This is a genomic window from Pedobacter terrae, assembly GCF_036946585.1.
GTDB lineage: Bacteria > Bacteroidota > Bacteroidia > Sphingobacteriales > Sphingobacteriaceae > Pedobacter > Pedobacter terrae_C.
In genome coordinates, this window is sequence record NZ_JAQIIV010000009.1 from 84,522 (window position 1) to 109,548 (window position 25,027).

General features: G+C 38.1%; 24 protein-coding genes and 2 tRNA genes. 20 read left to right on the plus strand and 6 right to left on the minus strand.

Features of this window, described 5'->3' with window-relative positions; all coding sequences use genetic code 11:
• Window positions 1-10 precede the first annotated feature (10 nt).
• On the plus strand, window positions 11-199 hold the full coding sequence (locus tag PGN18_RS13610) for a hypothetical protein (RefSeq protein WP_335320067.1): 189 nt from the start codon (window positions 11-13) through the stop codon (window positions 197-199).
• Window positions 200-778: 579 nt separating this feature from the next.
• Here PGN18_RS13610 and PGN18_RS13615 read toward each other — a convergent pair.
• Window positions 779-970, minus strand: a complete 192-nt coding sequence (locus tag PGN18_RS13615) for a hypothetical protein (protein WP_335320068.1) — start codon at window positions 968-970, stop codon at window positions 779-781.
• 368 nt (window positions 971-1,338) lie between these two features.
• On the opposite strand from PGN18_RS13615, the gene PGN18_RS13620 reads away from it, so the two are divergent.
• A complete protein-coding gene (locus tag PGN18_RS13620; RefSeq protein ID WP_335320070.1) occupies window positions 1,339-2,217 on the plus strand; it encodes a manganese catalase family protein in 879 nt (292 codons plus the stop codon).
• A gap of 352 nt (window positions 2,218-2,569) precedes the next feature.
• Here PGN18_RS13620 and PGN18_RS13625 read toward each other — a convergent pair whose 3' ends face one another.
• Entirely contained in the window at window positions 2,570-3,304 is a 735-nt protein-coding gene (locus PGN18_RS13625; protein ID WP_335320072.1) for a LytR/AlgR family response regulator transcription factor, read from the minus strand.
• A gap of 493 nt (window positions 3,305-3,797) precedes the next feature.
• Between PGN18_RS13625 and PGN18_RS13630 the strand changes: the two genes are divergently transcribed.
• From PGN18_RS13630 to PGN18_RS13665, 8 genes are all read left to right on the plus strand, one after another.
• A complete protein-coding gene (locus tag PGN18_RS13630; protein WP_335320073.1) occupies window positions 3,798-4,064 on the plus strand; it encodes a hypothetical protein in 267 nt (88 codons plus the stop codon).
• A gap of 445 nt (window positions 4,065-4,509) precedes the next feature.
• Window positions 4,510-5,202, plus strand: a complete 693-nt coding sequence (locus PGN18_RS13635) for a DUF421 domain-containing protein (RefSeq protein ID WP_335320075.1) — start codon at window positions 4,510-4,512, stop codon at window positions 5,200-5,202.
• Between the two features lie 457 nt (window positions 5,203-5,659).
• A tRNA-Cys gene (locus PGN18_RS13640) sits at window positions 5,660-5,730 on the plus strand.
• Window positions 5,731-5,793: 63 nt separating this feature from the next.
• Window positions 5,794-5,964: a hypothetical protein gene (locus PGN18_RS13645; RefSeq protein WP_335320076.1), complete on the plus strand. Its 171-nt coding sequence runs from the start codon at window positions 5,794-5,796 to the stop codon at window positions 5,962-5,964.
• A gap of 54 nt (window positions 5,965-6,018) precedes the next feature.
• Window positions 6,019-6,909, plus strand: a complete 891-nt coding sequence (locus PGN18_RS13650; RefSeq protein WP_335320077.1) for an SDR family NAD(P)-dependent oxidoreductase — start codon at window positions 6,019-6,021, stop codon at window positions 6,907-6,909.
• Between the two features lie 199 nt (window positions 6,910-7,108).
• Window positions 7,109-7,915, plus strand: a complete 807-nt coding sequence (locus PGN18_RS13655; RefSeq protein ID WP_335320078.1) for a phytanoyl-CoA dioxygenase family protein — start codon at window positions 7,109-7,111, stop codon at window positions 7,913-7,915.
• A 170-nt stretch (window positions 7,916-8,085) separates the two neighbouring features.
• Window positions 8,086-8,763: a CDP-alcohol phosphatidyltransferase gene (locus tag PGN18_RS13660; protein WP_335320079.1), complete on the plus strand. Its 678-nt coding sequence runs from the start codon at window positions 8,086-8,088 to the stop codon at window positions 8,761-8,763.
• A complete protein-coding gene (locus PGN18_RS13665; protein ID WP_335320080.1) occupies window positions 8,741-9,175 on the plus strand; it encodes a GtrA family protein in 435 nt (144 codons plus the stop codon). Before PGN18_RS13660 ends, PGN18_RS13665 begins: the two co-directional genes overlap by 23 nt.
• Before the next feature lie 330 nt (window positions 9,176-9,505).
• On the opposite strand, the gene PGN18_RS13670 is transcribed toward PGN18_RS13665, so the two are convergent.
• Window positions 9,506-9,964 carry a GNAT family N-acetyltransferase gene (locus PGN18_RS13670; RefSeq protein ID WP_335320081.1) on the minus strand — a complete coding sequence of 153 codons (459 nt, stop codon included), beginning with the start codon at window positions 9,962-9,964 and terminating at the stop codon, window positions 9,506-9,508.
• Window positions 9,965-10,165: 201 nt separating this feature from the next.
• Between PGN18_RS13670 and PGN18_RS13675 the strand changes: the two genes are divergently transcribed.
• The 3 genes from PGN18_RS13675 (at window position 10,166) to PGN18_RS13680 (ending at window position 11,736) form a co-directional block, all read left to right on the plus strand.
• On the plus strand, window positions 10,166-10,831 hold the full coding sequence (locus PGN18_RS13675; RefSeq protein WP_335320082.1) for a hypothetical protein: 666 nt from the start codon (window positions 10,166-10,168) through the stop codon (window positions 10,829-10,831).
• Window positions 10,785-10,958 (plus strand): FecR domain-containing protein, encoded by a 174-nt coding sequence (locus tag PGN18_RS22430; RefSeq protein WP_442955357.1) that lies wholly within the window; start codon window positions 10,785-10,787, stop codon window positions 10,956-10,958. The genes PGN18_RS13675 and PGN18_RS22430 overlap by 47 nt, the downstream gene beginning before the upstream one ends.
• Window positions 10,959-11,376: 418 nt before the next feature.
• The gene (locus tag PGN18_RS13680; RefSeq protein ID WP_335320083.1) at window positions 11,377-11,736 is read left to right on the plus strand and encodes a TlpA family protein disulfide reductase; all 360 of its coding nucleotides are present in this window, start codon (window positions 11,377-11,379) and stop codon (window positions 11,734-11,736) included.
• Between the two features lie 880 nt (window positions 11,737-12,616).
• Here PGN18_RS13680 and PGN18_RS13685 read toward each other — a convergent pair.
• Window positions 12,617-12,690, minus strand: a tRNA-Ile gene (locus tag PGN18_RS13685).
• Window positions 12,691-12,916: 226 nt separating this feature from the next.
• On the opposite strand from PGN18_RS13685, the gene PGN18_RS13690 reads away from it, so the two are divergent.
• From PGN18_RS13690 to PGN18_RS13700, 3 genes are all read left to right on the plus strand, one after another.
• Window positions 12,917-15,010 carry an HRDC domain-containing protein gene (locus PGN18_RS13690; protein ID WP_335320084.1) on the plus strand — a complete coding sequence of 698 codons (2,094 nt, stop codon included), beginning with the start codon at window positions 12,917-12,919 and terminating at the stop codon, window positions 15,008-15,010.
• Window positions 15,011-15,086: 76 nt separating this feature from the next.
• Window positions 15,087-15,677: an Hsp70 family protein gene (locus tag PGN18_RS13695; protein WP_335320085.1), complete on the plus strand. Its 591-nt coding sequence runs from the start codon at window positions 15,087-15,089 to the stop codon at window positions 15,675-15,677.
• A complete protein-coding gene (locus tag PGN18_RS13700; RefSeq protein ID WP_335320086.1) occupies window positions 15,640-16,356 on the plus strand; it encodes an Hsp70 family protein in 717 nt (238 codons plus the stop codon). Before PGN18_RS13695 ends, PGN18_RS13700 begins: the two co-directional genes overlap by 38 nt.
• An 830-nt stretch (window positions 16,357-17,186) precedes the next feature.
• Here the strand turns inward: PGN18_RS13700 and PGN18_RS13705 are convergent.
• Together PGN18_RS13705 and PGN18_RS13710 are read right to left on the minus strand one after the other, a co-directional pair.
• Complete coding sequence (locus PGN18_RS13705; RefSeq protein WP_335320088.1) at window positions 17,187-17,969, minus strand: helix-turn-helix domain-containing protein; 783 nt, start codon at window positions 17,967-17,969, stop codon at window positions 17,187-17,189.
• A 463-nt stretch (window positions 17,970-18,432) separates the two neighbouring features.
• On the minus strand, window positions 18,433-18,621 hold the full coding sequence (locus PGN18_RS13710) for a cold-shock protein (RefSeq protein ID WP_335320089.1): 189 nt from the start codon (window positions 18,619-18,621) through the stop codon (window positions 18,433-18,435).
• A gap of 661 nt (window positions 18,622-19,282) precedes the next feature.
• Here PGN18_RS13710 and PGN18_RS13715 point away from each other — a divergent pair.
• The 4 genes from PGN18_RS13715 to PGN18_RS13730 all read left to right on the plus strand — a co-directional run bounded on the left by PGN18_RS13715 (window position 19,283) and on the right by PGN18_RS13730 (window position 24,876).
• Entirely contained in the window at window positions 19,283-20,701 is a 1,419-nt protein-coding gene (locus tag PGN18_RS13715) for a PQQ-dependent sugar dehydrogenase (protein WP_335320090.1), read from the plus strand.
• Between the two features lie 189 nt (window positions 20,702-20,890).
• Window positions 20,891-23,599 (plus strand): PQQ-dependent sugar dehydrogenase, encoded by a 2,709-nt coding sequence (locus tag PGN18_RS13720; RefSeq protein WP_335320092.1) that lies wholly within the window; start codon window positions 20,891-20,893, stop codon window positions 23,597-23,599.
• A 312-nt stretch (window positions 23,600-23,911) separates the two neighbouring features.
• Window positions 23,912-24,547, plus strand: coding sequence for an HAD family hydrolase (locus tag PGN18_RS13725; protein WP_335320093.1), 636 nt, complete (start codon window positions 23,912-23,914; stop codon window positions 24,545-24,547).
• A gap of 8 nt (window positions 24,548-24,555) precedes the next feature.
• Window positions 24,556-24,876 (plus strand): DUF962 domain-containing protein, encoded by a 321-nt coding sequence (locus PGN18_RS13730; RefSeq protein ID WP_335320094.1) that lies wholly within the window; start codon window positions 24,556-24,558, stop codon window positions 24,874-24,876.
• Window positions 24,877-25,027: the final 151 nt, after the last annotated feature.

Genomic DNA, 25,027 nt, shown 5'->3' on the forward strand with positions numbered 1-25,027 from the left:
CTAATTCATTATGGAAAACGAAAAGCATGGCTTACAAGACGAACCGCTGGGCAATGAAGACCAGCGTAAGGAAGACGGCCCTCAATCATTTGAAGATAAGCGGCCGGCAGATCTTGATATTCCTAAGGGAGATCACATCGACACGGACACCAGTAGAAACGCGAAAGACTGGAAAAATCAACAGGAGGAAAATGATTAAATCCTGCTGATAAGTAAAATAACTAACGGGATAAAATTTGATACTGCCTGGTTCTTCAACAGACCGGGCAGTGTCATGTATAGTTATTTGAAACAAATAGAGCAATTACGCTAAATAGAAATGAAGGAAAAGCCAAAAAGGGGGATTCGAAATATCCTGGTTAGCAATTAATGCAATTATCTTGCTTTCTTCTTAAACGAAACAAGTATTTTAGGTCAGCCTACGGCAGTTAAAAATAGCTCAATACTTCCCCAAAAGGTGATTTAATCTCAAACAGGTTATTACACCGTTCGAATCTCAGATAAGGTATTCTTAATCCCTATACATTCTTTATCAACTGTCAGACAAACTAACCACTAACTTTAAAAACGCTGGGCATCATTCTTGTCCTATTGCAAACTTACTTTGGATGGTGATTAACGGAACAATGCCAGGCTGTAAAATTTTCAACTGTCTGGATATGTAAAATAAATGGGATGACATAGCGAGTACGATTCCCTTTGCATCATTTTAAACCAATAGGTAAAGCCGGGGATGCCGGTAGCCTGATCACCATTTGAGTTTTCCCTTATTTTCCCATTACTGACTCTTTTTACTATCTGTTCTTGTCGAATCTACTTGAGTGGTATCTTTCTGTTCTACCGTATTGTCGTTTGAGCCTGCCTTTACCGATCCGCTTCCGGGATGAGAATCTGCCGGGCTGTTCTGTCCCGAGGTACAACTGGTTAGCAGTGAAGCTATTATTGCTATTAGTTTGATATATTTTTTCATGACTTGTGCTTTTCTCTACGACAACCGGCACACCGCATTGTTTGCACCAAATAAAAATCACGTAGTCAACTCCCGCGATAGGTATTCAACACACAGAAAAACCGGTCAGCCCGTTAATCGACCAAAAGCACCAATAATCTTTTCAACTGAAAACCAGTATATTACTTTTTAAAACAAGTATTTCCATCAGCAACTTTTAGTTTATTTACCGGGTTTTTATTCTAGCTGCCATGCAATTCAGCAAACAGAATTTGAAAGTTTGTCCTAGCCATGCTTTCTATGCATTCTGGTTACATGAATAGATGAATGAAAGCAGCTGTAGCATCCTTGAAAATCAATAATTAAATTTTAACTAAATTTTAGAATCTATGTTTTATCATGACAACAACCTGCAGTACAAGGTTCGGGTAGATAAACCCAATCCTGCATTTGCAAAACTATTACAGCAAGCTATCGGCGGCATTGAAGGAGAGATCAGGGTTTGCCTGCAGTACTTATTCCAGGCATGGGGAAATCGCGGACCAAATAAATACCGTGACATGCTTTTAGACACCGGAACAGAAGAAATATCCCACATTGAAATGCTTTGTACCGCTGTAGCCTTGAATCTTGATGGCGCTACCCATGAGCTGAAAGATAAAATTGTAGGCGAGAATCCAATTGTAAGCAATATCCTCGGTGGAATGGATCCTCGCCATGTTTTATCGTCGGGTTTATCTGCTATGGCCGTAGACAGTAATGGCGTGCCGTTTAACGGATCATGGGTGGTAGGCAGTGGAAACATTGCAGCGGATATGTATGCCAACGTAATGGCCGAATCAACTGGAAGGGTATTGGCCACCAGACTTTACGATCTGACGGACGATTCAGGAATGAAGGACATGCTTTCTTTTTTGATCACCAGAGATGCCATGCATCAAAATCAATGGCTTGCTGTACTGGAAGATTTGGGTGGCGTAACCGAGAATTTGCCCATTCCGAATACTTTTCCAAGAGAAAACCATGTGCCTGGGTTCGAATATGCTTTTGTATCAACCAATATTGAAAAGCCTGGGGAGTCACAGGGACGCTGGTCAAGTGGACCATCTATTGACAGTAAAGGTGAGTTCCAGGTCGTTCCTGTTCAGCCTGGTCCTCCTATTCCGGATTTGGGTAGCCCCGATGTAAAAGGTTATGCACAGCAGCAGCAAATGACTAATGGCGATCGGGGATTGATTGAAAATATTAAAGATACCATCCTGCCTTAACGAGTCTATTACCTATTGGCGCAAACTTTGGTCGACACCTCAGTTTGCGCTTTTATTTACAGCTTAATAGCAATCGAAAGACGGTCAAAAACTATTTATTATTCAAACGCTATCAAAAAGCATATTTGCTGTAAATCGCCTAATAAAAGCCGTTGTTTTGTTCAAAACCATTTCATATCGACTATTGACTGACCAAATGCAATAATTAAATCACAAAAAGAATCTTAAAAGATTGGATATTTGATTAACTGTGATCGTTTCTTCAAGACTACGCAGTAAAAAACAGTGACTCATTTCAAAATGAGAGCCTTCGTACAATTTTGTGAAATTCCGATGAATAAGTCATTGATTACTAATATCTTTTGTATTTCTTAGCATTTATCCGCTCCATAAGCTGCTCCCTGTAAAAATCTCCGATAGGAACTCTAAAATCACGCTGTAATATGATTTGAGAACCTGAAATCGATTTTATTTTATCTAAATTTATGATAAATGACTTATGTACCCTTGAGAATATCTGGGCAGATAGATCCTTACCGATGTCCTTAATAGCAAGATGGGTCTTGAATATTTCATCGTAGGTCTGAATAAGTATGTAATGCCCTACCGCCTCAATGAAGATGATATCACTAAGCTCCACTTGGGCAAATTTGCCCTTTCCTCCGGTATTTATATATATTGATTTTTTTAAATTGGTAACATCGTGGTAATTTTTCGACTCCATGTTTTTCTGCAGCCGTTGAACGCTCTTTTCAAACCTTTGGAATGAGATGGGTTTAAGCAAAAAGTCAAGAGCTGCCTTCTCAAAGGCATCAACGGCATAACTTACATAGGCAGTAATAAATATGATATCAATATCTTCATCTATCAATTCTATTATCTCCAAACCGGAAAGCTTCGGCATATTGATATCCAAAAACAGCACATCGGGTTTGGGTCCCCTCTTTATTTCCGTTAAAGCCTCTACGGGATCGGTGTTTGATCCCATCAAATAGAGGTAGGGAAACTTTAAAATATGCATAGAAAGATTTTCTATAGAATGAAATTCATCGTCAATAATGTAACAGTTTAGCGTATTTGATAACATGCGTATAGGTAAGGTAAATAGACGCCAACAAAGATAACGAGGGGTTGTAACAAAAATACTACAACATTTAGGCGTTTGATGTGTAGAATAAGCCTGTTTGTGTCAACAATCATAAAATTTAAGGTTTTGGCAGCACGAAACCCCAATGAGAAAACATACGGATGAAATAGGCAATAAAAATTCTACTCCTAAAATATTTTGGACCTTTAATCAGCTGAAGAATCCAATGGTAAAGGTCACTAAAAGTTGAGCTTTATTATCCGAATTTTTTTAAGCTCCATTAATTCCCTAAGCATAGGCTTTTATAGCCTGTATTTTTTGTAGGAATTCAATGTATATCAATCATATGATCTCATCAATAAGTTGGAAAATATGCTTCAACTTTACAACAGCAGGCTGGGAATTAGCTTCCCTACCAGTTTTTGTAATAATAGCTTTCCCTTTTACAGCAAACTATTGAGGTGTTTTTGGTGTTGAAATAAAAAAAGCGATTATGGAAAACAACGAAAATAAAAAAGACCAGCAAGAAGAGCGCCTAACTGACCAGGAACAACTTGCGCAAGCCGCATTGGGGAACACCGAAGCTATTCAGCCCTCAACAGACAACAACATCGATATACTTAGCATACCAGAGATTTCCGGAACCGGAAGCAATCCACCATCTGCTGCACCGCATTCACTTATTGTACATGAAGATGAAAATGGGGAAAAAAAGTATGAAGAAGGCAGTAGCGAGACCGCTAATGGTGAACAAAAATAAATACCGGCTTCCCAGTTTCGAACAAATATTCCAATCAACCGGATCGGAACCGGAACGCAACACCAATCTAATAAAGGAGAAAAACATCAGTATCGGCAAAGATGGTTCCTTTATGGCCATTATCATTGAAATACTTCTGCTACATAGATTCAAGCCACTCCAGAATAAACGATCTTTCATCAAATAACCCTCTTGGATTTATTTATGCTCAACTTCAGGTTCGCAGATGAGAATGGCATGTAAGTATGCAGGCAGCCGTTTAACAGTACATTACTCTATAGCCATGATGAAGTGAAGATATGAATTACCTGGCATGATTAAAGTATGTAACCCGACCTTTGATATCCATCAGTTGAGAAAAGTTCAAGGCAGATTAACTTTTGAAAATTTACATTTAACTTAGTCCGTTACTTTAAACCTATTCATACAAAAAATAAACCTCAATATGCAGGATATCGACTGGACCCAAATAATGGTAGGTGAAGAAAAGTGGGAATTTCTCATTGAGATTGCCATACGCACCATATTGATGTACTTTATCATACTAATCGGGCTAAGACTTCTTGGCAAGCGCGGTGTAGGGCAGTTATCGGTATTTGAAATGGTTGTCATCATCAGTCTGGGCTCCGCAGCCGGAGATCCGATGTTTTATAAGGAAATCGGACTCATGGTACCGCTAGCCATTTTCGCCATCATTGTAGGTGCCTACAGGCTTACCACCTACTTAATGGCTAAAAGTAAACGATTTGACGACCTGGTTGAAGGCAAAGCTACTTACATTATTGAAAAGGGCATGTTCTCATTACATGAATTCCGTAAGGAAGCACTCGCACAGGACGAGTTCTTTTCCGAACTGCGGCAACAGGGCGTGTCCCATCTCGGCCAGGTTAAAACGGCCATACTGGAAACTTCAGGCTGTGTGAGCATCTTCTTCTTCTCCGATGAAGAGGTACAGCCAGGTTTGCCAATCATGCCCAAAGAATTTGCTCTTGCATCTAAAATAGTGGATCTTGATGGACTTTATGCCTGTAACTTCTGCGGAAAAATTCACAAGATCAGTGCGGGACAAAAGACAGCATGCGCCAACTGCAAACACGATGAGTGGGTGAAAGCAGATGACAGGCCACGGATAACTTAATTTCAGGATGATAATGTTTACCTATATCGCCCACTTCTTTTTACTTATCCTCCAAAACGATGTATGCTTAATATCTACCTGGTTTCACCAAGTTGACCGGATAAATTCCAGCTTTCATAGCCGGCAGGTTTTCCTTGCCCGATATGATTACAGATTAATCAAAAACAGGATTTCTAATCTTGATGGTTGGCCTGAAATCTGTTAATTCCTTTACATTAAAAGTTCAGAGCGGTGCTGATTAAACCTTTTACTTATGCAGACAGGATTGAGCACCATATTAGCAACAATCTGTGAAAATGTCATGGTGACCTATCACCAGCCTTTCTTGATAGGTTTATGAGGTTAATTTACTAACGACATAAACATCAAAAAATAAAATCTATAAATTCTATAGACTTTATCTATTTGTAATATATTTGTACGGTCAACACAGAAATATAATAGCTGTTGGTTAAATAGTCATGTGGCCGAGTGGTTAGGTAAAGGTCTGCAAAACCTATAACGGCGGTTCGATTCCGTCCATGACGTCTACAATAAGGTATTGCTAAAATACTTTTAAAAATTATTGAATTAAATTTAAAACTGACATCAATGATAAATGATGACTTTGATTATCCAACTATCAGGGATTTTTTTGAAGTACGTGGAAATTGTGTTTGTAATTTATTAGATGATGGAGACAGCGCAACAGAAATTCAAAAGAAAAATGAAAAGCTGCTGGAATGGAGCACTGGCTGGGAAGATTTGAAAGAAATAACATAACCTGGTCTTTCGATCATTTTTTATCTGTTAAAAAGAATTCATAGCGTAATTTAGATGAGCAATATTGGCTTTGTTATTGGCGAGGGTAACCTGCATAGGTTGCTCTTTCTTATTTTTGATAGATTAGCTATTCATAATAAAACTCGTAGGGAAACGATTTTGGAAATAAAACAAACATATGCTTTGATAACTGGAGCAAATAGAGGTCTGGGCAAGGCAATTGCTACGGCACTTGCCGAAAAGGCTTACAATCTTTTACTTGTAGCACGCTCAGATGAAGAACTTGCTGAGTTAAGTGAAAACCTGATAAAGTTATATGGTATTAAGGTTAATTTTTTAGCTGCAGATCTTTCATTATCATCCACACCCGCCCAGGTTTTATCTTGGGTGGAAAGCAATCATTTTCAGGTATCAATTCTAATTAACAATGCAGGTTATGGTATTTGGGGAGAATTTTCTTCCTTACCATTATCCAATCAATTGGAAATGTGCCAATTGAATATGGAAACAGTGGTTAGTCTTTGCTATCTTTTTAAACCGCTCTTACTTAAATCAGCCCCATCATACATTCTTAACGTTTCCAGCACTGCGGCTTATCAAGCTGTTCCAACATTTGCTTTATACGCCGCCAGTAAATCATTTATTCTTTCTTTTAGCAGGGCCATCCGGTTTGAACTCAAGAAAACAAATATTTCAGTGAGTTGCATCAGTCCGGGGCCTATTGATACTGGTTTTGCCGGGCGGGCAGGACTTGATCCATTTAGTAAAATGGCTAAAAAGTTTAATATGAATCCGGAAGAAGTCGCCAGAATTGCGATTAACGGAATGTTTGCGAAAAAAGCCGAGATTATTCCGGGTATTGTAAATATCATTAGCGCATATGCCACCAGATGGCTACCAAAAGCTTTTATAGAAAAAACGGCAGCTGGAATTTACAAAGACTAAAAAAATCTAAAGAATTTTCTTTGAAATGATAAAAAATCTTTACGTTTGCAATAAATACTACTAAATCTATAGATTATGTATATTAATGACAAGTTTTATTTATCAAGGGCACAGAACCACTCGCGAATGCGAATGTGCTGTTGTTATGCATAATTTTCTTTTCAACTAATTCTCCATTTTTTATTTAAACTACTAAGCAATGGCATCATCGTATCCTACTTTCAACCTATCCGAAAAACTTTCTGTAGAACAAGTTAACTTTTTTAACCAACACGGATTTATCCATTTTAAAAATTTCATTAATAACGATACTGTAACATCAATAGTTCAAGCATCTAAAGAGGTGGAAAGCGCATGGATTGATGCTGATGTTAAAAAGATAAACGGCGTGCCCATAAAATATGGCAAAGATTTGGATGGAAAAAAAATTGTGCAACGTTTTGCATTTATAAACCAACATCACAAGGCACTTAGCGGCCTATTACTTGACCCCCGATTATCGGCACTTTTGCCTCTCGCTGGAGAAGGCTCCAGATTAGGTTCCGAAGAAAAAGACGGAATGGTTTTTAACCATTATATCAATGGTCCGGAAAGCAGCTTTACTAAAATGGGCTGGCATACAGATGGTTTAAGAGATATATTTTATGGTGGCAAATTACATCCAATGCTAAATGTTGGCATTCACCTTACTTCTCAAAAGAAAGAAAATGGCGGATTGAGGATTATTCCTGGAACACATAAGCAGAGTATCTATCAAATGCTCTTCAGAAAAAAATACTTCCTGGATAACAACGCCGATCGTAGCGAAATATCTGTTTTACCTGAAGCTGGAGATTTAACCATCCACGATGGGAGACTTTGGCATCGTGTTGCAGAATCGTCTATCCGGGGAGAAGAAAGCCGCAGAAGAGTGATTTATATCCCGATTATCGCTGGCAAATATGCTCCGAAAAATGAAAATAGTCCAACCGTTTTTTACCAGCGTTTCGCCGGAATTGTAAAGTAATACATTATGGTTTTTATACTTATCTTCAGCTATCTGGCAAGGACAGGCAGACTGAAACACTTTAGTAATCTTCGTAAGTTTCCTAAAACTGCTTTTATCAAGTTATTGAGGCCAGTAAAAATTAACCCTACCCTATTTGTTTAAATCCCCAGGCGGAGCTAATTAACTTAATGGAAGAGAAAAAATCAGAGCGGGAAAAAATATTTGGAGACCGAAAAAGAACCAATATATTAAAAGCCATTGAACAGCCATCAATAGAGATTTTATTGAAAATTGTGCCGAGGGCTGTAACCCCCAACTTCATGACTGGTGTTGGTATTTTTGGGTCTACGATAGTTTTGTCAGCATTTATCCTTGCAAAAAAACAAGGCCCGCCTTTTTTGTTACTTGGAATTTTAGGGTTATTTATTAACTGGTTAGGCGATTCTTTGGATGGAAGGTTAGCCTACTATCGAAACATTCCCAGGAAATGGTATGGGTTTGCCCTTGATATTATTATGGATTGGTTAAGCATTATTTTAATTGGTTTAGGATATTATTTTTACACGCTGGAACCCTTTAAAATTCTTGCCTTTTTATTTGTTGTGTTTTATGGCTGGTCATTAATTATTGCATTGCTTCGATATAAAATAGCAGATAACTATCAAATAGATGCTGGTTTTTTAGGTCCGACGGAGCTCCGGGTGCTTATTGCCATGATATTGATCGTTGAAATCATTTTTGTTGGCGCAATTAACTACTCAGCAATTATAATTACGCTAACGTTGGTCACTTTAAATATTTTAGGTACATGGAAGGTACTAGAAACAGGAAACAAGCGGGACAATGAAGCGCGTAAAAAAGATTGATCGAAAGGACATTAGCACTTTCATTAAGGCTCAGCTATCTGCCTTTTCAGGTGGAGTTACTGATTATGGAATTATGATTTTTCTTACTGAAATCGCCCATATTCATTTTACAATCTCCATTCTCATTTCTGGTACAATCGGTGGTATCGTTAATTTTTGCATTAACCGATTCTGGGCTTTTAAAAATCAGATTGGCTACGTGATTTCACCCCAAAATCAGTTATTCAGGTTTTTTAGTGTCGTTATCGTCAGCGTTACTTTAAAGTCGTCGGGAACGTATATTTTTCACCACCTGATCAATATCGATTACAGAATTGGGCGGATCATTATCGACCTTGTCGTTTCTTATGGCTTTAACTATCCGATGATGAGGTATTGGGTATTCAAAAATCTTCCATCTATTGACGAATAGAAAAACGATAAAGTTAATAATGGTAACCTCCTACTGCGCAGCTGAACCTTAGATCTGTATTGATGATGCTTAATGCATTTATTGCATTTTCAAAATCATTTAGCTGTGTTTGATTTGCAACAACTCCAGTTGAGTCAACGGAACAGTCTTCTTTTTGATTGCACTAACCCACCTTACAGTGATTTAATTTTTTTAATGTATCCAAAAAATTTCCGTGAAAGTTCCAGATAACAATTTAACTAAACTGCTATCTCCACTATTATTTTTTTAGTATGGCAAGCGAAGTGTTTGCATAAATCCTGCCTGTGAGTAAGCTTTGACCTAATAAAATCAACTCTCCAGCCTCATGGTCGTTAGCAATCGTGCAAAACCTGCTTTTTCGTATGCCTTTATTGCAGAAGCATTTTCAGCATAAACTTCCAACCGTACTTCGGTAGTCCCCTTAGATCTTGCCCAGGAAATCAACGCATCAAGGAGTAATTTATTTACCCCCTTTCCCCGCTCTTCAGGCACTACATACATAAAACCAATGTAGGCATATTCGGTGAACAGGTTATACTTTTTTTCCGCCGGCTTGATCAGTGCGTAGCCTGACGCTAAAAGCTGCTTTTCATGTTCAACAACCATCAAAGCAGCTCTTGAGGAGCGGAGAAGGCCTTGAAGATCATAATAGCTGATATCTCCCTCTTTCATGGTCGCATCAAAAGGCCGCTCTGCTGCGATCACACCTTGCTCAAATTGTTTTAAGGTTTTTAAATCTTCCTGTCTTGCATCTCTAACAATCATCATCTGTGATATTAACGGTTAATAAGATTACAACAAATAAACGTGTAAATTTTTAATAATGACTGATATTTATCTCAAGATCCTTGGTCTCCTAATAAATAGGATTGTAATTGTAGATTCAATAATTAATATTATTTAAGTTTTTTTTCTTGGCACATATAGGTATCATGTATGTAAATTGTATCATCATTAAATAAGCAGGCCTTGGACTCAAGAATTATATATCTATTTATTAAATATCTGAACGGTGAATGCAATCAGGCTGAGCAGGATCAGGTAACGTCCATTTTAAAAAGCGGTGGCTACGAGGCGGAGTGGGAACTGGCCTTGTCTGAAGACGCCGATAAATTAATGGATGAACCACATGAAACAAACATTCCTGAACATGAGGCCGACCGCATTTACACAGCTGTGGAAGATAATCTTTTCATAGAAGCTCATTCGGGTAGCCATTCAGGTAGAAACTGGACGAGATACGGTTTAGTTGCATGTGCCATCGTTTTAATTGCTTTTGTTAGCAAATATTTTTTAACAGAAATTCAAGCCCCCGCAGATCAAGTGACCGTAAAAAGTGCTGTGCATGATTTAGCGCCCGGAAGCGACAAGGCGATACTGACTTTAGCAGATGGCAGAAAAGTTGTATTGAACGGAAGCGCAACTGGAAAAGTAGCAGATCAGGCTGGTGTGGAAATTGATAAAACGGCCGAAGGAATGCTGGTGTATGAGAACGAATTAAAGGCGACCGGCACAATGTCAGTAACCAATACTGTCACTATTCCGCGTGGCGGCAAAATGGGCGCTAACATTGAGCGATGGTACAAAAGTGTGGCTAAATTCTGCTTCTTCCATTACTTATCCAACCACATTTGACGGACCCGAACGTAAGGTATTCATCACTGGCGGGGCTTATTTTGAAGTGGCGCACAACGCTAAAAAACCCTTTAAGGTAAGTTTTAATGACCAGTTGGTAGAGGTATTGGGTACGCATTTCAATTAATGCCTATGATGATGAGCCCACTAATCGCACCACTTTGCTTCAAGGAAGTGTCAGAATATCCAAAGGTAAAAATACAGTGATTTTAAAGCCTGGGGAGCAAGCCAGTATTAAAAACAATGCAATAGAGATCATTAAATATGCCGACATTGAGCGCAGATTGGCGTAGCATAATGGTCTATTTTTATTTGACAGGACGGAGCTGCAGCAAGCTATGCGTGAGATATAGCCAGATGGTTAAGGCTATCCGCTCCATTCGCCAGTTTATCAGCTTACGTTCAACTTTGCTTATTTTACTCGGTTGGCTGATTAAGTAAGCTCCATAACTTTTATTGTACTGATGTTTGGGAATAATTCTATTTTGGGTATATGTAATGTCCTTCCTGTTTGTAATCATACAAAAACATCAAACTGTAAGTACATGAACAAATTAAAACACATCTGGAAAGGGGCGTTTTGCCTTCTTATAGCAGCAACATTTATTCCAAAGAGTTATGCGCAACAAAGCGTAAAACCAACCCTCAATATTGGAGATCAGGCGCCGGCACTTAAGTATGCTAAATGGGTGCAGGGCGCTAACCCCATCAGTGAATTGGCTCCCGACAAGACCTATGTTTTGGAGTTTTGGGCAACATGGTGTGCGCCATGTATAGCAGCTATGCCGCACCTCTCTGGACTATCAAAGAAGTATGCCGGAAAAATTGATTTCATCAGCTGTGATGTCTGGGAAACACAGCATGGCGGAGCCAAGCAGGAAACCTATTTACCAAAAGTAGAATAATTCAACTAGCCAAAATCACACCACGCTATCGATACAAAAGAAATTCACCATCAGCTTTTCAGCTATTGGGTTTATAATAATTAGTAGGTTTAAATGCTAATTCGGAGTATTTATAACCATACGACTCAATAAAATTCTATATCCCAGATAGAATGATCAGCATTCCATACTATTTCTACTTTAGCACCATTTGTCTTACCGAATAATCTTTTAGTATTGCCGGTGTACTAACAAATATTTTATTGCAAACCGGCAGAAAGAACATAAGAATCAGTAAAAGCCTTGTTTCGCTATTGTAACCATCTAAAGGCCCGTATTATTAATTTTAATTAACCCCAAACCAAACTTTAGTCGTTAAGCGATTATCTATTTTAAACTGTATGGTTTTCAAGGCGTATCCATAGGAGAGCTTGTATTTCATTTGCAGGAAGATAAACTTTTAACCCCAATTCTATTTAGAATAAAGTTGTCCTTAATAACAAGCGTTTCGCTTTCTTTACTTTTCCTCCCTAGCTGTTTCATAATGACAAAATGATTGGTGTCGATATAGGCTGGCTTCTTATTGTGCCAAACTCTAATTTTAACATTCCACGTCCTGTCGGACTTCTGATCTTTTTTAATGATCGTAGCTGAAACTGTCGTCATACAATTTGATTTAATGGTTTTTAACCGTAAAATTTTCCCTAAGTTTTTCCTAAGTTTTGAGTGAAATTGACACACTCTCCTAAGCTTTTCCTAAGTTTTTTGTACTAATTTAAACATTAATTTTTGTCAAACCTAACACGGATAATTGGAGCAACTTTAATATAAAATGGCTGTAAAAGACCTTTAAGAGCACAAAAAAGCCCTTCAGAATATACTGAAGGGCGATTTTTGTCAGTGGGCCCACCTGGGCTCGAACCAGGGACCAAAAGATTATGAGTCTTCTACTCTAACCAGCTGAGCTATAGGCCCGGAAAAAAGGAGTTCCTTTTTTGCGAGTGCAATGTTACAAATTTGAATTGAAATTAAGAAAATGTTTTCGGCATTTTTTCATAAAAAGAATAAATATAAACTCATTTTCAACCGCTTAAATTTAATTTTAACTTAAACGGGTTCCCCTACCTTTATAAAAATGTGGATAAAACGCCTGCTCGCTCACCTGCAAATCAATTTTGAATAGGTTAATTTTGTAATTGATATGAATACGCCCGACCCGGACAACCAGCTTCTTTTAGATTTTTTAGCCACCACCAATCAGCCTGTTTTTTTAACCGGTAAAGCCGGAACGGGTAAAACCACCCTGCTTCGTAAAATCAGGGATACCACCAAAAAGAATTTCGCCATTGTTGCACCTACCGCAGTTGCAGCCATAAATGCTGGTGGCGTAACGCTCCATTCCTTTTTTCAGATTCCTTTCGGCCCATTGGTTCCGGTTGTTGACGAAAATGTAGAAACAAATTTTAAATATTCAGACGAAAAAACAAGGTTATTGCGCTGCCTTGATTTATTGATTATTGATGAGATTAGTATGGTCAGGGTTGATCTGATCGACTTTATCGACCGTACCTTAAAGCGTGTCAAAGGCTCTAATCGTCCTTTTGGTGGCGTACAGGTATTGATGATTGGCGATCTATACCAGCTCTCCCCTATTTTCCATGATGCCTGGCATATACTTGGTAATTATTATTCCAGCCCCTATTTTTTTGATAGCCTGATTTTCAGGTCTACACCCATGCTTACGTTTACTTTAGATAAAGTTTACCGTCAGTCAGACCCTGTATTTCTTGATATTTTGAACGGAATGCGGGAAAACAGCCTTGATACTGACCTTCTTTCTAAACTGAATGAGCGTTACGATCCATCTTTAGATCAAGAATGGAAAGATGATTACATCACCCTTACCACACACAACCAATTGGTTAACGAAATTAATGATGGCTGTTTAGCAAAATTACCTGGAGAAATTTTCGAGTTCAATGCCGAGGTAAGTGGCGATTTCCCTAAAGATGCCTATCCTACCGATGAAAAACTTCAGTTAAAGCTGGGTGCACAGGTCATCTTTATCAAAAATGATTCTTCTGGTAAAAAACAATTTTACAACGGAAAAGCGGCAAAAATCACCGCGATCAATCAAGATTTAATAAAAGTGACCTTTACCAATGGCAGTAAGGAAATCGAAGTAGACAAAGAAATCTGGCAAAATGTTAAATATAGCCTAAGCAATGAGGAAAATAAAATTGATGAAAACAGCACCGGATCCTTTTCTCAATATCCATTTAAACTGGCTTGGGCCATTACCGTGCACAAAAGCCAGGGTTTAACTTTTGATCAGGCAATAGTTGATGTAAGTACTGCATTTACCCATGGACAGGCCTACGTGGCATTAAGCCGTTGCAGAAGTTTGGAAGGACTAATTTTAAAATCGCCTGTGGTTGCTGAAAACATCATTACCGATGCCAGAGTGATTAATTTCACAAAAGCCGCCCAACAGGATAAACCGACTCCTGAACTTTTAACACAATACACACAGCAATATACCTGGGGCTTGATTCATGAACTACTGGATTTCTCATTGATAGCTAAAGACTGGGAAAAACTCGGACGCTCAAAACTGATCGATAAAGATGAGAAGAATGCCTTTTTATCTCTTTACGAACGGGGAAACCAGACTTTTCAGCAAGAGATTTTTAAAGTAGCCAAAAATTTTATCGCAAAAGAATTTTCGAAAATAGATACTGCTAAAAATCCGGCAGATGAAAGTGCTTTTATGGAACGTTTGCAAAAGGCGTCTGATTATTTTATTCCAAAATTAGAACAATTTATTGCTTTATCGGCAAAAATTGTGGCCATCAAGTTTTATAATGATACTCATTCTGATCAACTGCTTACTGTATTAAATGATTGCAAAGATGCGCTGCTGATCAAACTGGCCCTGTTTAAAATTCCGTGGAAGCCATTTTCCATTAAAGATTATATCAAGACCCTACATGCCGCAGGCAACAAACAAGCAGAAAAAAAACCAGTAAAATCGAATATTAAACCAAAAGAAATTTCCAATCCTCAGGTTTATAAAAATTTGGTTGAATGGCGTAAAACAATTGCGCAGCAACGCGGCACACAGGACTATGCTGTACTTTCTGATTTAGCACTTCTTTCTATTGCTGAAAAAATGCCCAGAACTACCGATCAATTGGCAGCACTTAAAAGCGTAGGCATTGGCAATGCAAAAGAACTCGGTCAGCAGATTACACGCATTGTTAATGCACATTTGGGCACCAGTGAGTTATTTTAAAAAAATTTAGTTCTTATTACTTTTTTTTATACTTTCGCAACCCCATTTTAGCCAGCCAACCACATCACAGCAAGCCATGAGCAAGTTTTTATACGGAATCGATTTTGGTACAACCAACTCGGCTCTTTCTATTTATGATGAAGAAAAGAAAGAAATTGTAGACACCATTTCCATTCCTTCATTAATTTATTTTACTGAAGTAAAAAGTCTTGTTGACGGCGAAAGTCATATCGTTGGCGAAAAAGCAATAGATGCTTATTTAAGCGATGGCATGAAAGGCCGTTTTATCAAGTCCATCAAACAGATCCTTTCCAGAACTACTTTTACCGAAACACGGATCCATAACAAAAGATACACCGCTTCTGATTTGGTCACTTTAATTCTCAAAGATTTAAAAACGAAGGCCGATCAGATGATTGGTAAAGCATGTAACAAAGCCATAATTGGTCGCCCGGTATTTTTTGATGATGACAATACGATGAAAGATACACTGGCACAGACCAGGTTAAAAAAGGCAGCAGAAAGTGCTGGCTTTACTGATATCCGTTTTCAGTTTGAACCCATCGGAGCTGCTTTTGCTTACGAAAAAAACATTACCAGGAGAGAGCGTGTTTTGGTGGCCGATCTTGGTGGGGGGAACAACAGATTTTACTTACCTGATCCTTGATCCGGATAAAGTTGGCAGCAAAGACCGTAAAAATGATATGATTGCCTCTGGCGGCATCTATATTGGCGGCGATAGCCTGGATTCGGCATTTATGTGGGAAAGAGGGACCCCATATTTTGGAAAAAACACGCTTTATGAGGCCACACCAGGTAAGGTTTTAAATGTGCCCAAATCGCTTTTTGCCAATATCTGCACCTGGGATAAAATGAATTTCTTTAACGGTCTAAAAATCCAGAAAGAGATTGAAGAATATTATTATTATTCTGGAAACGATCCGAAATTCAAAAACCTGATTACCTTGATCGAAAATAATCTCGGTTATTCCTTATTCAGATCAATAGAAAAAACTAAAATTGAACTTTCTGACCAACCTGATTCTACCTTTGCCTATAGCAATATGGAAATCGAGATTGACGAAAATATTTCGCTCAAACAGTACAATTCCATCATCGAAAGAGACATTAACAAAATAGATGCCTATCTGAATCGGTTTATGGAAACCTACAAGATCAACCCGGCAGATATTGACTGTTTGTTTTTAACCGGAGGAACATCAATGGTTTCGGCCGTCCAAAATTTATTTAAAACTAAGTTTCCGCATATTCCCTTAAACTCTGGCGATAATTTTAAAAGTGTAGCCAAGGGACTTGCTTATAGCGGTTATTTGTTTGAAAATTAATACTTACCAGCGTACGCAAAAAAACACCAGAACGAACTATACTATGGCAGGCCGAACAGTTTTAGAACATAGAAGCGCAAGGCTAATACAAAGCACTAAGTTCCTTCCCGTTTTCCGCTTATAGGCTTCGCTGCCTCGTACCTCGTTGCTGCAGGATATCACGGCCAACCGCATGTGTGCAACGGGCGGGGGCTAAATGGCAAATACAGCTTTTCATTTTGAGATTGCAAGTGCACAAACCGTGGTTTCTAAACCCGATTGCAGCGAACACGAAGTGCAACGAAGTAAAGCAAAAAGCGGGGCTGACGCGGCCAAGAACCACTGAACGCCCATTTCCTAAAAATGGTGTAAAACATGAGTCCAAGCATACATTTCTTTCAAGTTCTACGCGGGGATAATGATCCCTTAAAGACTCTTATACGAACAAATCCTTATAAAAAGTCGTCATTGTGAAAAACGAGTTCCGAAATTTTAGGAAAGATATTTTTATTGCGATGATTGCCCTGCATAAACTTAAAAACTAAGTTTTTGCAACACTCCAGATTAAACCAAACGCTATTATTTTACCATTGTAAAACGGAAGCATCCGCAATTGTAAACACTAAAATACAAATACGTAATATATTTAGGAATATTTTTTTTTCTTTAGATGAAGATTTTATACTTTAGCAAACATAAATTGGTGCAGCTGATAAAATAGAAACAGGAAGCAAAGCTTTACGCGTTATGCGAGAAACAATTAATGTAGTGAGGTGTGGAATACCTGTTTTCTGGAAGAGATCAAATCAACCTGATAACCGTTTCTTTGGCAGACGCACCAATTTTTCATTTCAATTTAGGTTCAAACGGGAAAATTGCAGGGCCGACATGCCTTTATGCCGTTTAAAACTGGTGCTAAAATTGATGGTTTGTTCAAAACCTAATATTGTAGCTATCTCATCAATTGTATAATCACTATGAAGCAATAATTCTTCAGCTTCACGCATAATGCGGTCTTTAACGAGCACCGTCAAGCTTTTACCAAGTGCCCGACCTAAAAACTTATTCAATCTACCTGGACTCATGCCCATACCTTCAGCATAAAACTGAATGGATCTTTCCTGCTTATAAAATTGTTCTAAAATAGCCCTAAATCTCAATACCTGCTGTAAATCATCCAAAGTTAAAGCTGCCAGGTAGCCATCAAGTCCAGCTGTAAAGCCCAAAAACAATGATAAATATTGTGCTAAAAAGGGCAAATCCCTTTTATGATCTATTTCTCTTTTTAGCTGATCAAGTAAACTATATGTCTTAGCTGATTTTTGCGGATCGAGATCCCTGAAAGACAAATTTAAGAAGAGATTTTTAGCTTGAGGATCTAAATGCTGCAATAAAAACTCAGCATATAAAAAACTACTAAAACTTAACCAGTAGCCTGAAGTCATTTCTCCATCAAGCCTGACCAAACCTTCTTCAGGAATAAAAAAAATGCGCCCCTGCGACAGGGGATAATCGCCAGAATTCATACATAAAAAGCCATTTCCTTCGCGAACAATCAGCATACGCATAGGATATTCTGCCTGTAACGCACGCTCTCTATGAAAAAAACCACTAATTGGATCTAGCTGTATCATAAAAAATTAAGGATAAACACCCCATAAGACCAAATTTATCCGATTTGGTTACAAGTTGTCAAACAAATTATGATAATAATGATAGATCTGGAGAATCAGCAATATACTAAATCCTTTTATTGATTAATTTACATAAATAGCTGTTCGCAACATCGCTCCTGATATTATACGCCTTTTTTGTTGAAATAATTATCAGATTTTAAAAGTATGCTGTTAAGCTAAAAATACATTCAATAACATCGAATCTCGCTATAATTCCTGATTAGGCCGATAGCACAATTACCTTAGTGGCTTCGATACCATCGGGTGTAAATTCAATATCAAACTGGACAATATTGCTGGTCTTTATGGAGTCGACCACACCATGGGCAAAAACGCTTAATTCCCTACCACCATTTGATGGTATAATGCTCCAATTCCCTCTTCTGGGTTATAAAACTTTACTGTGCCTAATCTCATCGAATTAATGAATCTTTTTAACATTAACCGCATTAGGACCTTTTTTACCTTGGGCTACTTCAAACTCAACCCGATCATGCTGGTTTATCTGGTCAGTTAAGCCCGTAACGTGAACAAAAATTTCATCTCCGTTTTCTGTTATAATAAAACCAAACCCTTTAGATTCATTATAAAATTTTACCGTCCCTTGCATTTTTATCTAGATTTTACTCCATAAACATTCAAAAAGCTAAAAGGTTTAGCCGTTAATTCGATTTTTTTCCGACAGATCAGGCTATAATTGTTGGTGATTAGCAATAATCATTAACATGTAAGGCCGAATAACTGGCATAGAAAAGGTTATTGTCATTTTCTACTATAAATCAGCAATCCCGAATTTTTACAGTAGCCTGTAATGACAGAAAACGAATCCTATTTTACGAGAATATGAAATTTAAAGGGGCTGTAAAAAAATATACTTAAAATTTGCTAAGGCTTCAACTAACCTTTTTTCCCACTAAAAATTACAAAGAAAACACTAAAACCACCTAATAGGAAAACTATTCCAAGAATAAAATTAACTTTATCGTTCATACCGTAATTTACAGATTTAAATCAGAATGACAATAGACTGACATAAGATAAACGCAAAATACCACTCTAAGTTGTAAGAATTTTAGTTTGAGTTGTTCATAACCTGATTGGATTGATACATTAGCCTGTCCAAAAGAAAATAATATCGCTACTCACTAAAAGCGATGTTAACCATTGAGAATTAAATAAAAGCTCATTTTTATTTATAACGATCTGTTACATACTGCTAAGGATAAGTTTCTTATATTTATCTAGTAAAACGATTTATTGAATGATACACAATGGATAAAAATTCAACTATTATTTTAGCTTTTGTGGTTGTCTTGGCTTTTGCCAGCAGTTTTACCGCTAAAAACACAACAGACGAAAAAAGCATATTTTTTAAAATAGATACCCTGGCTACTAACCTGACGGTACCCTGGCAAATTATCTTTCTTCCTGACCGCAGCATGCTCTTTACTGAACGACCGGGTTACGTTCGCCTTTATCGCAACGGAAAACTTAATCAAAGGCCTATATTAAAAGTCAATGATATTAAGGCTGAAACTAAAACAGGTGTGCTGGGAATGGCGATGCACCCTTTATTTAATAAAAACCATTTTATTTATCTGGCCCATAATTATGGAAAAGATCATCGTTTATGGCTGCGTGTAGTGCGTTATGAATTTAAGAAAGATTCGCTTATCAATCCCAGCATATTAATAGAACAGATACCGGCGGCGCGAAACCATACCGGCTGCCGTTTAACTTTTGGACCAGATCAAAAATTATATATTTCTACCGGTGATGCTGATCAGCCTGTATTGGCACAGGATTTAAAAACTTATAATGGCAAAATATTAAGGATTAACGATGATGGGACTATTCCTGCAGATAATCCTTTTATAAAAAATGACACGGCCCGTAAAGAAATTTGGTCGTACGGGCATCGCAATGCCCAAGGCTTAGCCTTTGAGCGTGAAGCCAAACAATTATACGCCACAGAACATGGGCCCACGGGTGGAGATGAAATTAATATCATCCAAAAAGGCGCGAATTACGGTTGGCCGCTCATCCACCACCAGGAAACCAGCGCGGGTATGATCAGTCCGTTTTTAGCATACACCCCCTCAATTGGCCCTTCTGAAGCTACATTTTATCATGCAAACGCTTTTCCTCAATTAAAAAACAACCTTCTTGTTGCCTGTTTGCGCGGCGAATCTTTATTGAGGATCGAAATGGATAAAGGCCAGGTTATTAAACAGGAAGTATTGTTTAAAAAACAATTCGGCAGGATCAGGTCAATAGTAGTTGGCCCGGATGGATACCTTTATATCTCGACATCAAATTTCGATCTGCCTGAAAGTAAAGGCGAGAGGCCTTATGATATGATCCTCCGGTTACGGCCTTCTTCAACGACACAAAATCATCAGGTTGCTCAAACCCTTTTTTCAAATAACAAAACAGTTGAAACAATTAGTGGTCCTGCTATGATGTACAAACAGCTTTGCGCATCTTGCCATGAAGATAAATTACAGGGGAAAGAAACTGTTTACAGCCTTATTGGCCGTAAATTTAAACATGGTGCCGATAAACAATCTGTGATAAATAACATCAGCAACGGAATAATTGATAAAGGTATGCCGGCCTGGAATGGCGCCATCAGCAAAAAGGACATCGAAAAACTTGCTGATTATATCTTAAAAGAAAGTATTAAATGAGTGAATGAAAACAGGCTGGAAAGTTAAAATAGGCTTTATCTTTCACTACTTTACCTGTATTGATGATATTATTCTTTAATTCTGTAACTCTGTAATACCATTATTTATTTCACTTCGCATAAATTTTGATACAATACGTCAGGGTACAAAACTATATCCTATATTTATTAAAAATCTTTAACCAAATAAATGAAAACGACCTTTACCCTCCTGTTATCTGCTATTGCACTTATATTTATATCGGCAACTACACTAAGCAAAAAAGTTTATGAAAGCAAAGCTTTCGATTTCTTTTCAAAACATAAAATAGATACGCCAGACCAAGACCGCTTTGTTAAAGTTACCCTTGCACAGGGAGAATTTACGGAGCCTACCGAAATGACAATACTCCCAAATCTGGATATTTTGGTTGCCCAACGCCGGGGTGAAGTGTTGATTTATAAGAACCAGACCAAAAAAATTAAAGAAGCTGGTAAACTTGATGTTTATTTCAAAACCAATACCCCAAATGTAAATGCAGAGGAAGGTTTATTGGGCATGGCCGCAGATCCAAAATTTACTGTAAATCAATACATTTACCTCTTTTATAGTCCATTTGACAAATCTGTAAACCGACTTTCGAGATTCAAGTTGGTTAACGATCAGATTGTTAAAGAATCAGAAAAAATTGTACTCGAATTCTATTCTCAACGCGAAATATGCTGCCATACCGGAGGCTCTATTGCTTTCGGATCAGACAACCTGCTCTATGTATCAACAGGTGATAACTCTACCCCATTTGATGCGCCAAAACAGCAATATGTAAATAAAGGTTACGCACCGCTAGATAACAGGAAGGGGCTTGAACAATATGACTCCAGAAGATCGGCTGGTAATACCAATGATTTAAGAGGAAAAATATTGAGGATTAAAGTAAACGAAGATGGCACCTACAGCATACCTGATGGTAACCTTTTCCCTAAAGACAATCCAAAAACCAGACCTGAAATTTATGTAATGGGAAATAGAAACCCTTATCGTATTTCGGTTGATCAGAAAACCAATTTCTTGTATTGGGGCGAAGTTGGCCCAGATGCGACCAACGATGATCCGTTAAGGGGGCCAAGGGGTTACGATGAGGTAAACCAGGCCCGTAAAGCAGGTAATTTTGGCTGGCCCCTATTCATAGGCAACAACTATCCTTACAAGGCTTACGATTATACCAATGGCGCAAACGGTAATGCTTTTGATCCTGAAGCGCCGATAAACAACTCGCCAAACAATACCGGTCTGGAAAAGCTTCCACCTGCACAGCCAGCTTATATCTGGTATCCTTATGGCGAATCAAAAGAGTTTCCACAAGTAGGCGCGGGCGGTCGTACAGCAATGGCAGGCCCCGTATATTATGCTACTTCAAACTCACCTTACCCAGCCTATTATAACGGAAAGCTGATTATTTATGAATGGGTACGTGGATGGGTTAAAGCAGTAACGATGAATGCACAGGGCGATTATGTTAGTATGGAACCGTTTATGGCTAACGTTTCCTTGTCCGCACCCATTGATATGGAATTGGGTCCTGACGGAAAATTATATATCCTTGAATATGGCAAAGGATGGTTTAGCAAAAACCCTGATGCTGCAATTACCAGGATTGATTACCTGAAAGGCAACCGTCCGCCAGCTATTGAACGCCTAAGTATTGCAAAACCAAGTGGTTTACTGCCTTATAAAATGACAGCCACTGTTACGGCTAAAGATCCGGATGGCGACCCTTTAAAATATGTATGGAACTTAGGAAAAGGAGTGACCAAAACCACTAATACACCAACAGTAAGTTATACTTTTACTAAAAAGGGCGAATATCCGGTAAGTGTTACCGTGATAGATAATAGCAAAGCTTCGGCAAAAAGCCAGGTGATACCCGTTTATGCAGGCAACGAACATCCAACTGTAACCATTAACCTGGCTGGCAACAAGAGCTTTTATTTCCCAAATAAAACAATTGATTATAAAGTTTTAGTGAGCGATAAAGGTGCAAAGGTGAATACTAACCGCATCTACATCTCCAACACCTATACTGAAGGAACCGATTTAGCCGGCGCGCAACTGGGGCACCAGCAGGCAGCACAAACACTAGTTGGCAAAGCGCTCATGCTGAAATCTGATTGTAGCACCTGCCATAAAGAATCGGCGGTTTCTATCGGCCCTGCGTTTGAAAAAATTGCAACAAAATATAAAAACGATAGTAAAGCAGTTGATTACCTGGCTTCAAAAGTAATTGGTGGTAGCCATGGCGTTTGGGGAGAAGTACCAATGCCGGCACATCCTGCAATGAAAGAAGCTGAAGTGAAAAAAATTACAGAATGGATTATGACTTTGGGCAACAAAGAGGCTGTTAAAGCTTCACTGCCAACCTCAGGAAAACTGGTTCCTGCAGCAGCTGCAGATAAAAAGAAAACGGTGTTTACGTTAAAAGCAACCTATACTGATGCAGGAGCTGCAGGATTAAAACCTTTAACCACCACAAACGTAATCAACCTAAAAAGCAATATCATTGATGCTGATGACATTAAAGACTTTGAAGGTTTTGAACGTAAAGACATTTATGGTGGTGAAAAACTCATTCTTACCAAAGACAAGGGTTGGATAGCCCTAAAAAATGTCGATTTAACAGGGATTTCGGGTTTTAGCTATTCATTCCTGAACCTTGATCGTGAATCGGATGGAGAAATCGAAATCAGATTGGACGATAGTAAAGAGATGGTGATTGGAAAGTCTACCTTTAGAAAAGCTGTACCGATCCAAATAATTTCGGACGGAAAGCCTCATGATATTTATTTTGTGTTTAAAACATTAAAAACAGGAGATAAAAAGAAACGGACCATAGTCCAATCGATTACGGTAGAACCGAAATAGGTCTATAACTAAAATTATTTCGATGTTGGCATCATTCCCGCAAAGGCGGGAATCTTAATGCAAATAGAGAATACCACGAAAGTATTGAGATTCCCAATCAAGCTGGGAATGACGGGCGTTTTAATGGATTCTGTCTATGGTAGCCTGTCAAAAAACTTCTTAAACCCCTAACCAGCTGTTTAGACGAACTCAACAGGACAATTTGCAATCGATTATGACTTGCGATATAATCTCATTTGTTAAAATAAATGAGATTATATCTTCTGCATTAAATTAGCATTAATATCTTTGCAACAAATCCGGATGAATTCCATGCAAAATATTAAAAACCTTATTTTTGATTACGGAAACGTAATATTCGACATCGATTTCAGAATTGCTCAGGCTTCTTTTCAAAAGTTAGGCATTACTGATATTGAAAATTTCTTTGCCCACAAAGCGCACAATCAATTATTTGATGACTTTGAAACAGGTGCCATTTCACCATCCGAATTTAGGGAAGGAATTCGAAATGCTGCTGGCAAACCAGAATTAACTGATAAACAGATTGATGAGGCATGGAACAGCCTGTTAATTGGAACCATACAGGAAAACCACGATTTACTGCTGGAAGTAAAAGAAAAGTACCGTACTTTTCTATTAAGTAATAACAACGAAATCCACTATAATTGGATTATTAATTACTTGAAAACGACTTTCCAAATTAATAATTATGACGCTTATTTTGAGAAGGCCTATTTCTCCCAGCATATGAAACTGCGTAAGCCTAATACCAATATTTTTGAACAGGTATTAAAAGAAAACAACCTGGATCCTGCTGAAACCCTATTTATCGACGATAGTCCACAACATATTGAAGGCGCCAAGAAAGTGGGATTAAACGCATTATTAATGACTGAGAAGCCGGCACAGTTGGGTGCCTTCCTAAAAGCAAACGGAATTTTGTAAACTAGCAGATGTCAGAAAAAAAGTATAAGTCGCTAAAGGCGTTCTACCCATTTTATTTATCAGAACATCGTAATACCACTTCGCGTATTTTACATTTTATCGGTACGGGATTGGTTTGCCTGGCGTTCTTTACCGGATTTCTTTTTCACAATTGGCATTTCTTTTTGGCCATGCCAGTACTGGGTTATGGGTTTGCCTGGCTAGGACATTTGTTTTTTGAGAAAAATAAGCCTGCTACTTTTCAATATCCGTTGTATAGTTTAGCCAGCGATTTTATCCTTTTTTATGACTTATTAACGGGCAAACAATCTTTTGTGGTGAAGAATTAATTTTGCAATATTTTCAGCCGTCCTTTTTGGTGCTACCCTGAGGAATAATTGATGGTATAAAAAACGATATGGGTTACAGATAAATTTTAATTAGGTAATATCCACTCGAGAGATCGTCATTCCCAACTTGATTGGGAACCATGGAGTACTC

Coding starts and splice junctions, on each gene's coding strand:
- PGN18_RS13610 (WP_335320067.1), top strand. CDS start 11: ATGGAAAACGAAAAGCATGGCTTACAAGACGAACCGCTGGGCAATGAA.
- PGN18_RS13615 (WP_335320068.1), bottom strand. CDS start 970: ATGAAAAAATATATCAAACTAATAGCAATAATAGCTTCACTGCTAACC.
- PGN18_RS13620 (WP_335320070.1), top strand. CDS start 1,339: ATGTTTTATCATGACAACAACCTGCAGTACAAGGTTCGGGTAGATAAA.
- PGN18_RS13625 (WP_335320072.1), bottom strand. CDS start 3,304: ATGTTATCAAATACGCTAAACTGTTACATTATTGACGATGAATTTCAT.
- PGN18_RS13630 (WP_335320073.1), top strand. CDS start 3,798: ATGGAAAACAACGAAAATAAAAAAGACCAGCAAGAAGAGCGCCTAACT.
- PGN18_RS13635 (WP_335320075.1), top strand. CDS start 4,510: ATGCAGGATATCGACTGGACCCAAATAATGGTAGGTGAAGAAAAGTGG.
- PGN18_RS13645 (WP_335320076.1), top strand. CDS start 5,794: ATGATAAATGATGACTTTGATTATCCAACTATCAGGGATTTTTTTGAA.
- PGN18_RS13650 (WP_335320077.1), top strand. CDS start 6,019: ATGAGCAATATTGGCTTTGTTATTGGCGAGGGTAACCTGCATAGGTTG.
- PGN18_RS13655 (WP_335320078.1), top strand. CDS start 7,109: ATGGCATCATCGTATCCTACTTTCAACCTATCCGAAAAACTTTCTGTA.
- PGN18_RS13660 (WP_335320079.1), top strand. CDS start 8,086: ATGGAAGAGAAAAAATCAGAGCGGGAAAAAATATTTGGAGACCGAAAA.
- PGN18_RS13665 (WP_335320080.1), top strand. CDS start 8,741: ATGAAGCGCGTAAAAAAGATTGATCGAAAGGACATTAGCACTTTCATT.
- PGN18_RS13670 (WP_335320081.1), bottom strand. CDS start 9,964: ATGATGATTGTTAGAGATGCAAGACAGGAAGATTTAAAAACCTTAAAA.
- PGN18_RS13680 (WP_335320083.1), top strand. CDS start 11,377: ATGAACAAATTAAAACACATCTGGAAAGGGGCGTTTTGCCTTCTTATA.
- PGN18_RS13690 (WP_335320084.1), top strand. CDS start 12,917: ATGAATACGCCCGACCCGGACAACCAGCTTCTTTTAGATTTTTTAGCC.
- PGN18_RS13695 (WP_335320085.1), top strand. CDS start 15,087: ATGAGCAAGTTTTTATACGGAATCGATTTTGGTACAACCAACTCGGCT.
- PGN18_RS13705 (WP_335320088.1), bottom strand. CDS start 17,969: ATGATACAGCTAGATCCAATTAGTGGTTTTTTTCATAGAGAGCGTGCG.
- PGN18_RS13710 (WP_335320089.1), bottom strand. CDS start 18,621: ATGCAAGGGACGGTAAAATTTTATAATGAATCTAAAGGGTTTGGTTTT.
- PGN18_RS13715 (WP_335320090.1), top strand. CDS start 19,283: ATGGATAAAAATTCAACTATTATTTTAGCTTTTGTGGTTGTCTTGGCT.
- PGN18_RS13720 (WP_335320092.1), top strand. CDS start 20,891: ATGAAAACGACCTTTACCCTCCTGTTATCTGCTATTGCACTTATATTT.
- PGN18_RS13725 (WP_335320093.1), top strand. CDS start 23,912: ATGCAAAATATTAAAAACCTTATTTTTGATTACGGAAACGTAATATTC.
- PGN18_RS13730 (WP_335320094.1), top strand. CDS start 24,556: ATGTCAGAAAAAAAGTATAAGTCGCTAAAGGCGTTCTACCCATTTTAT.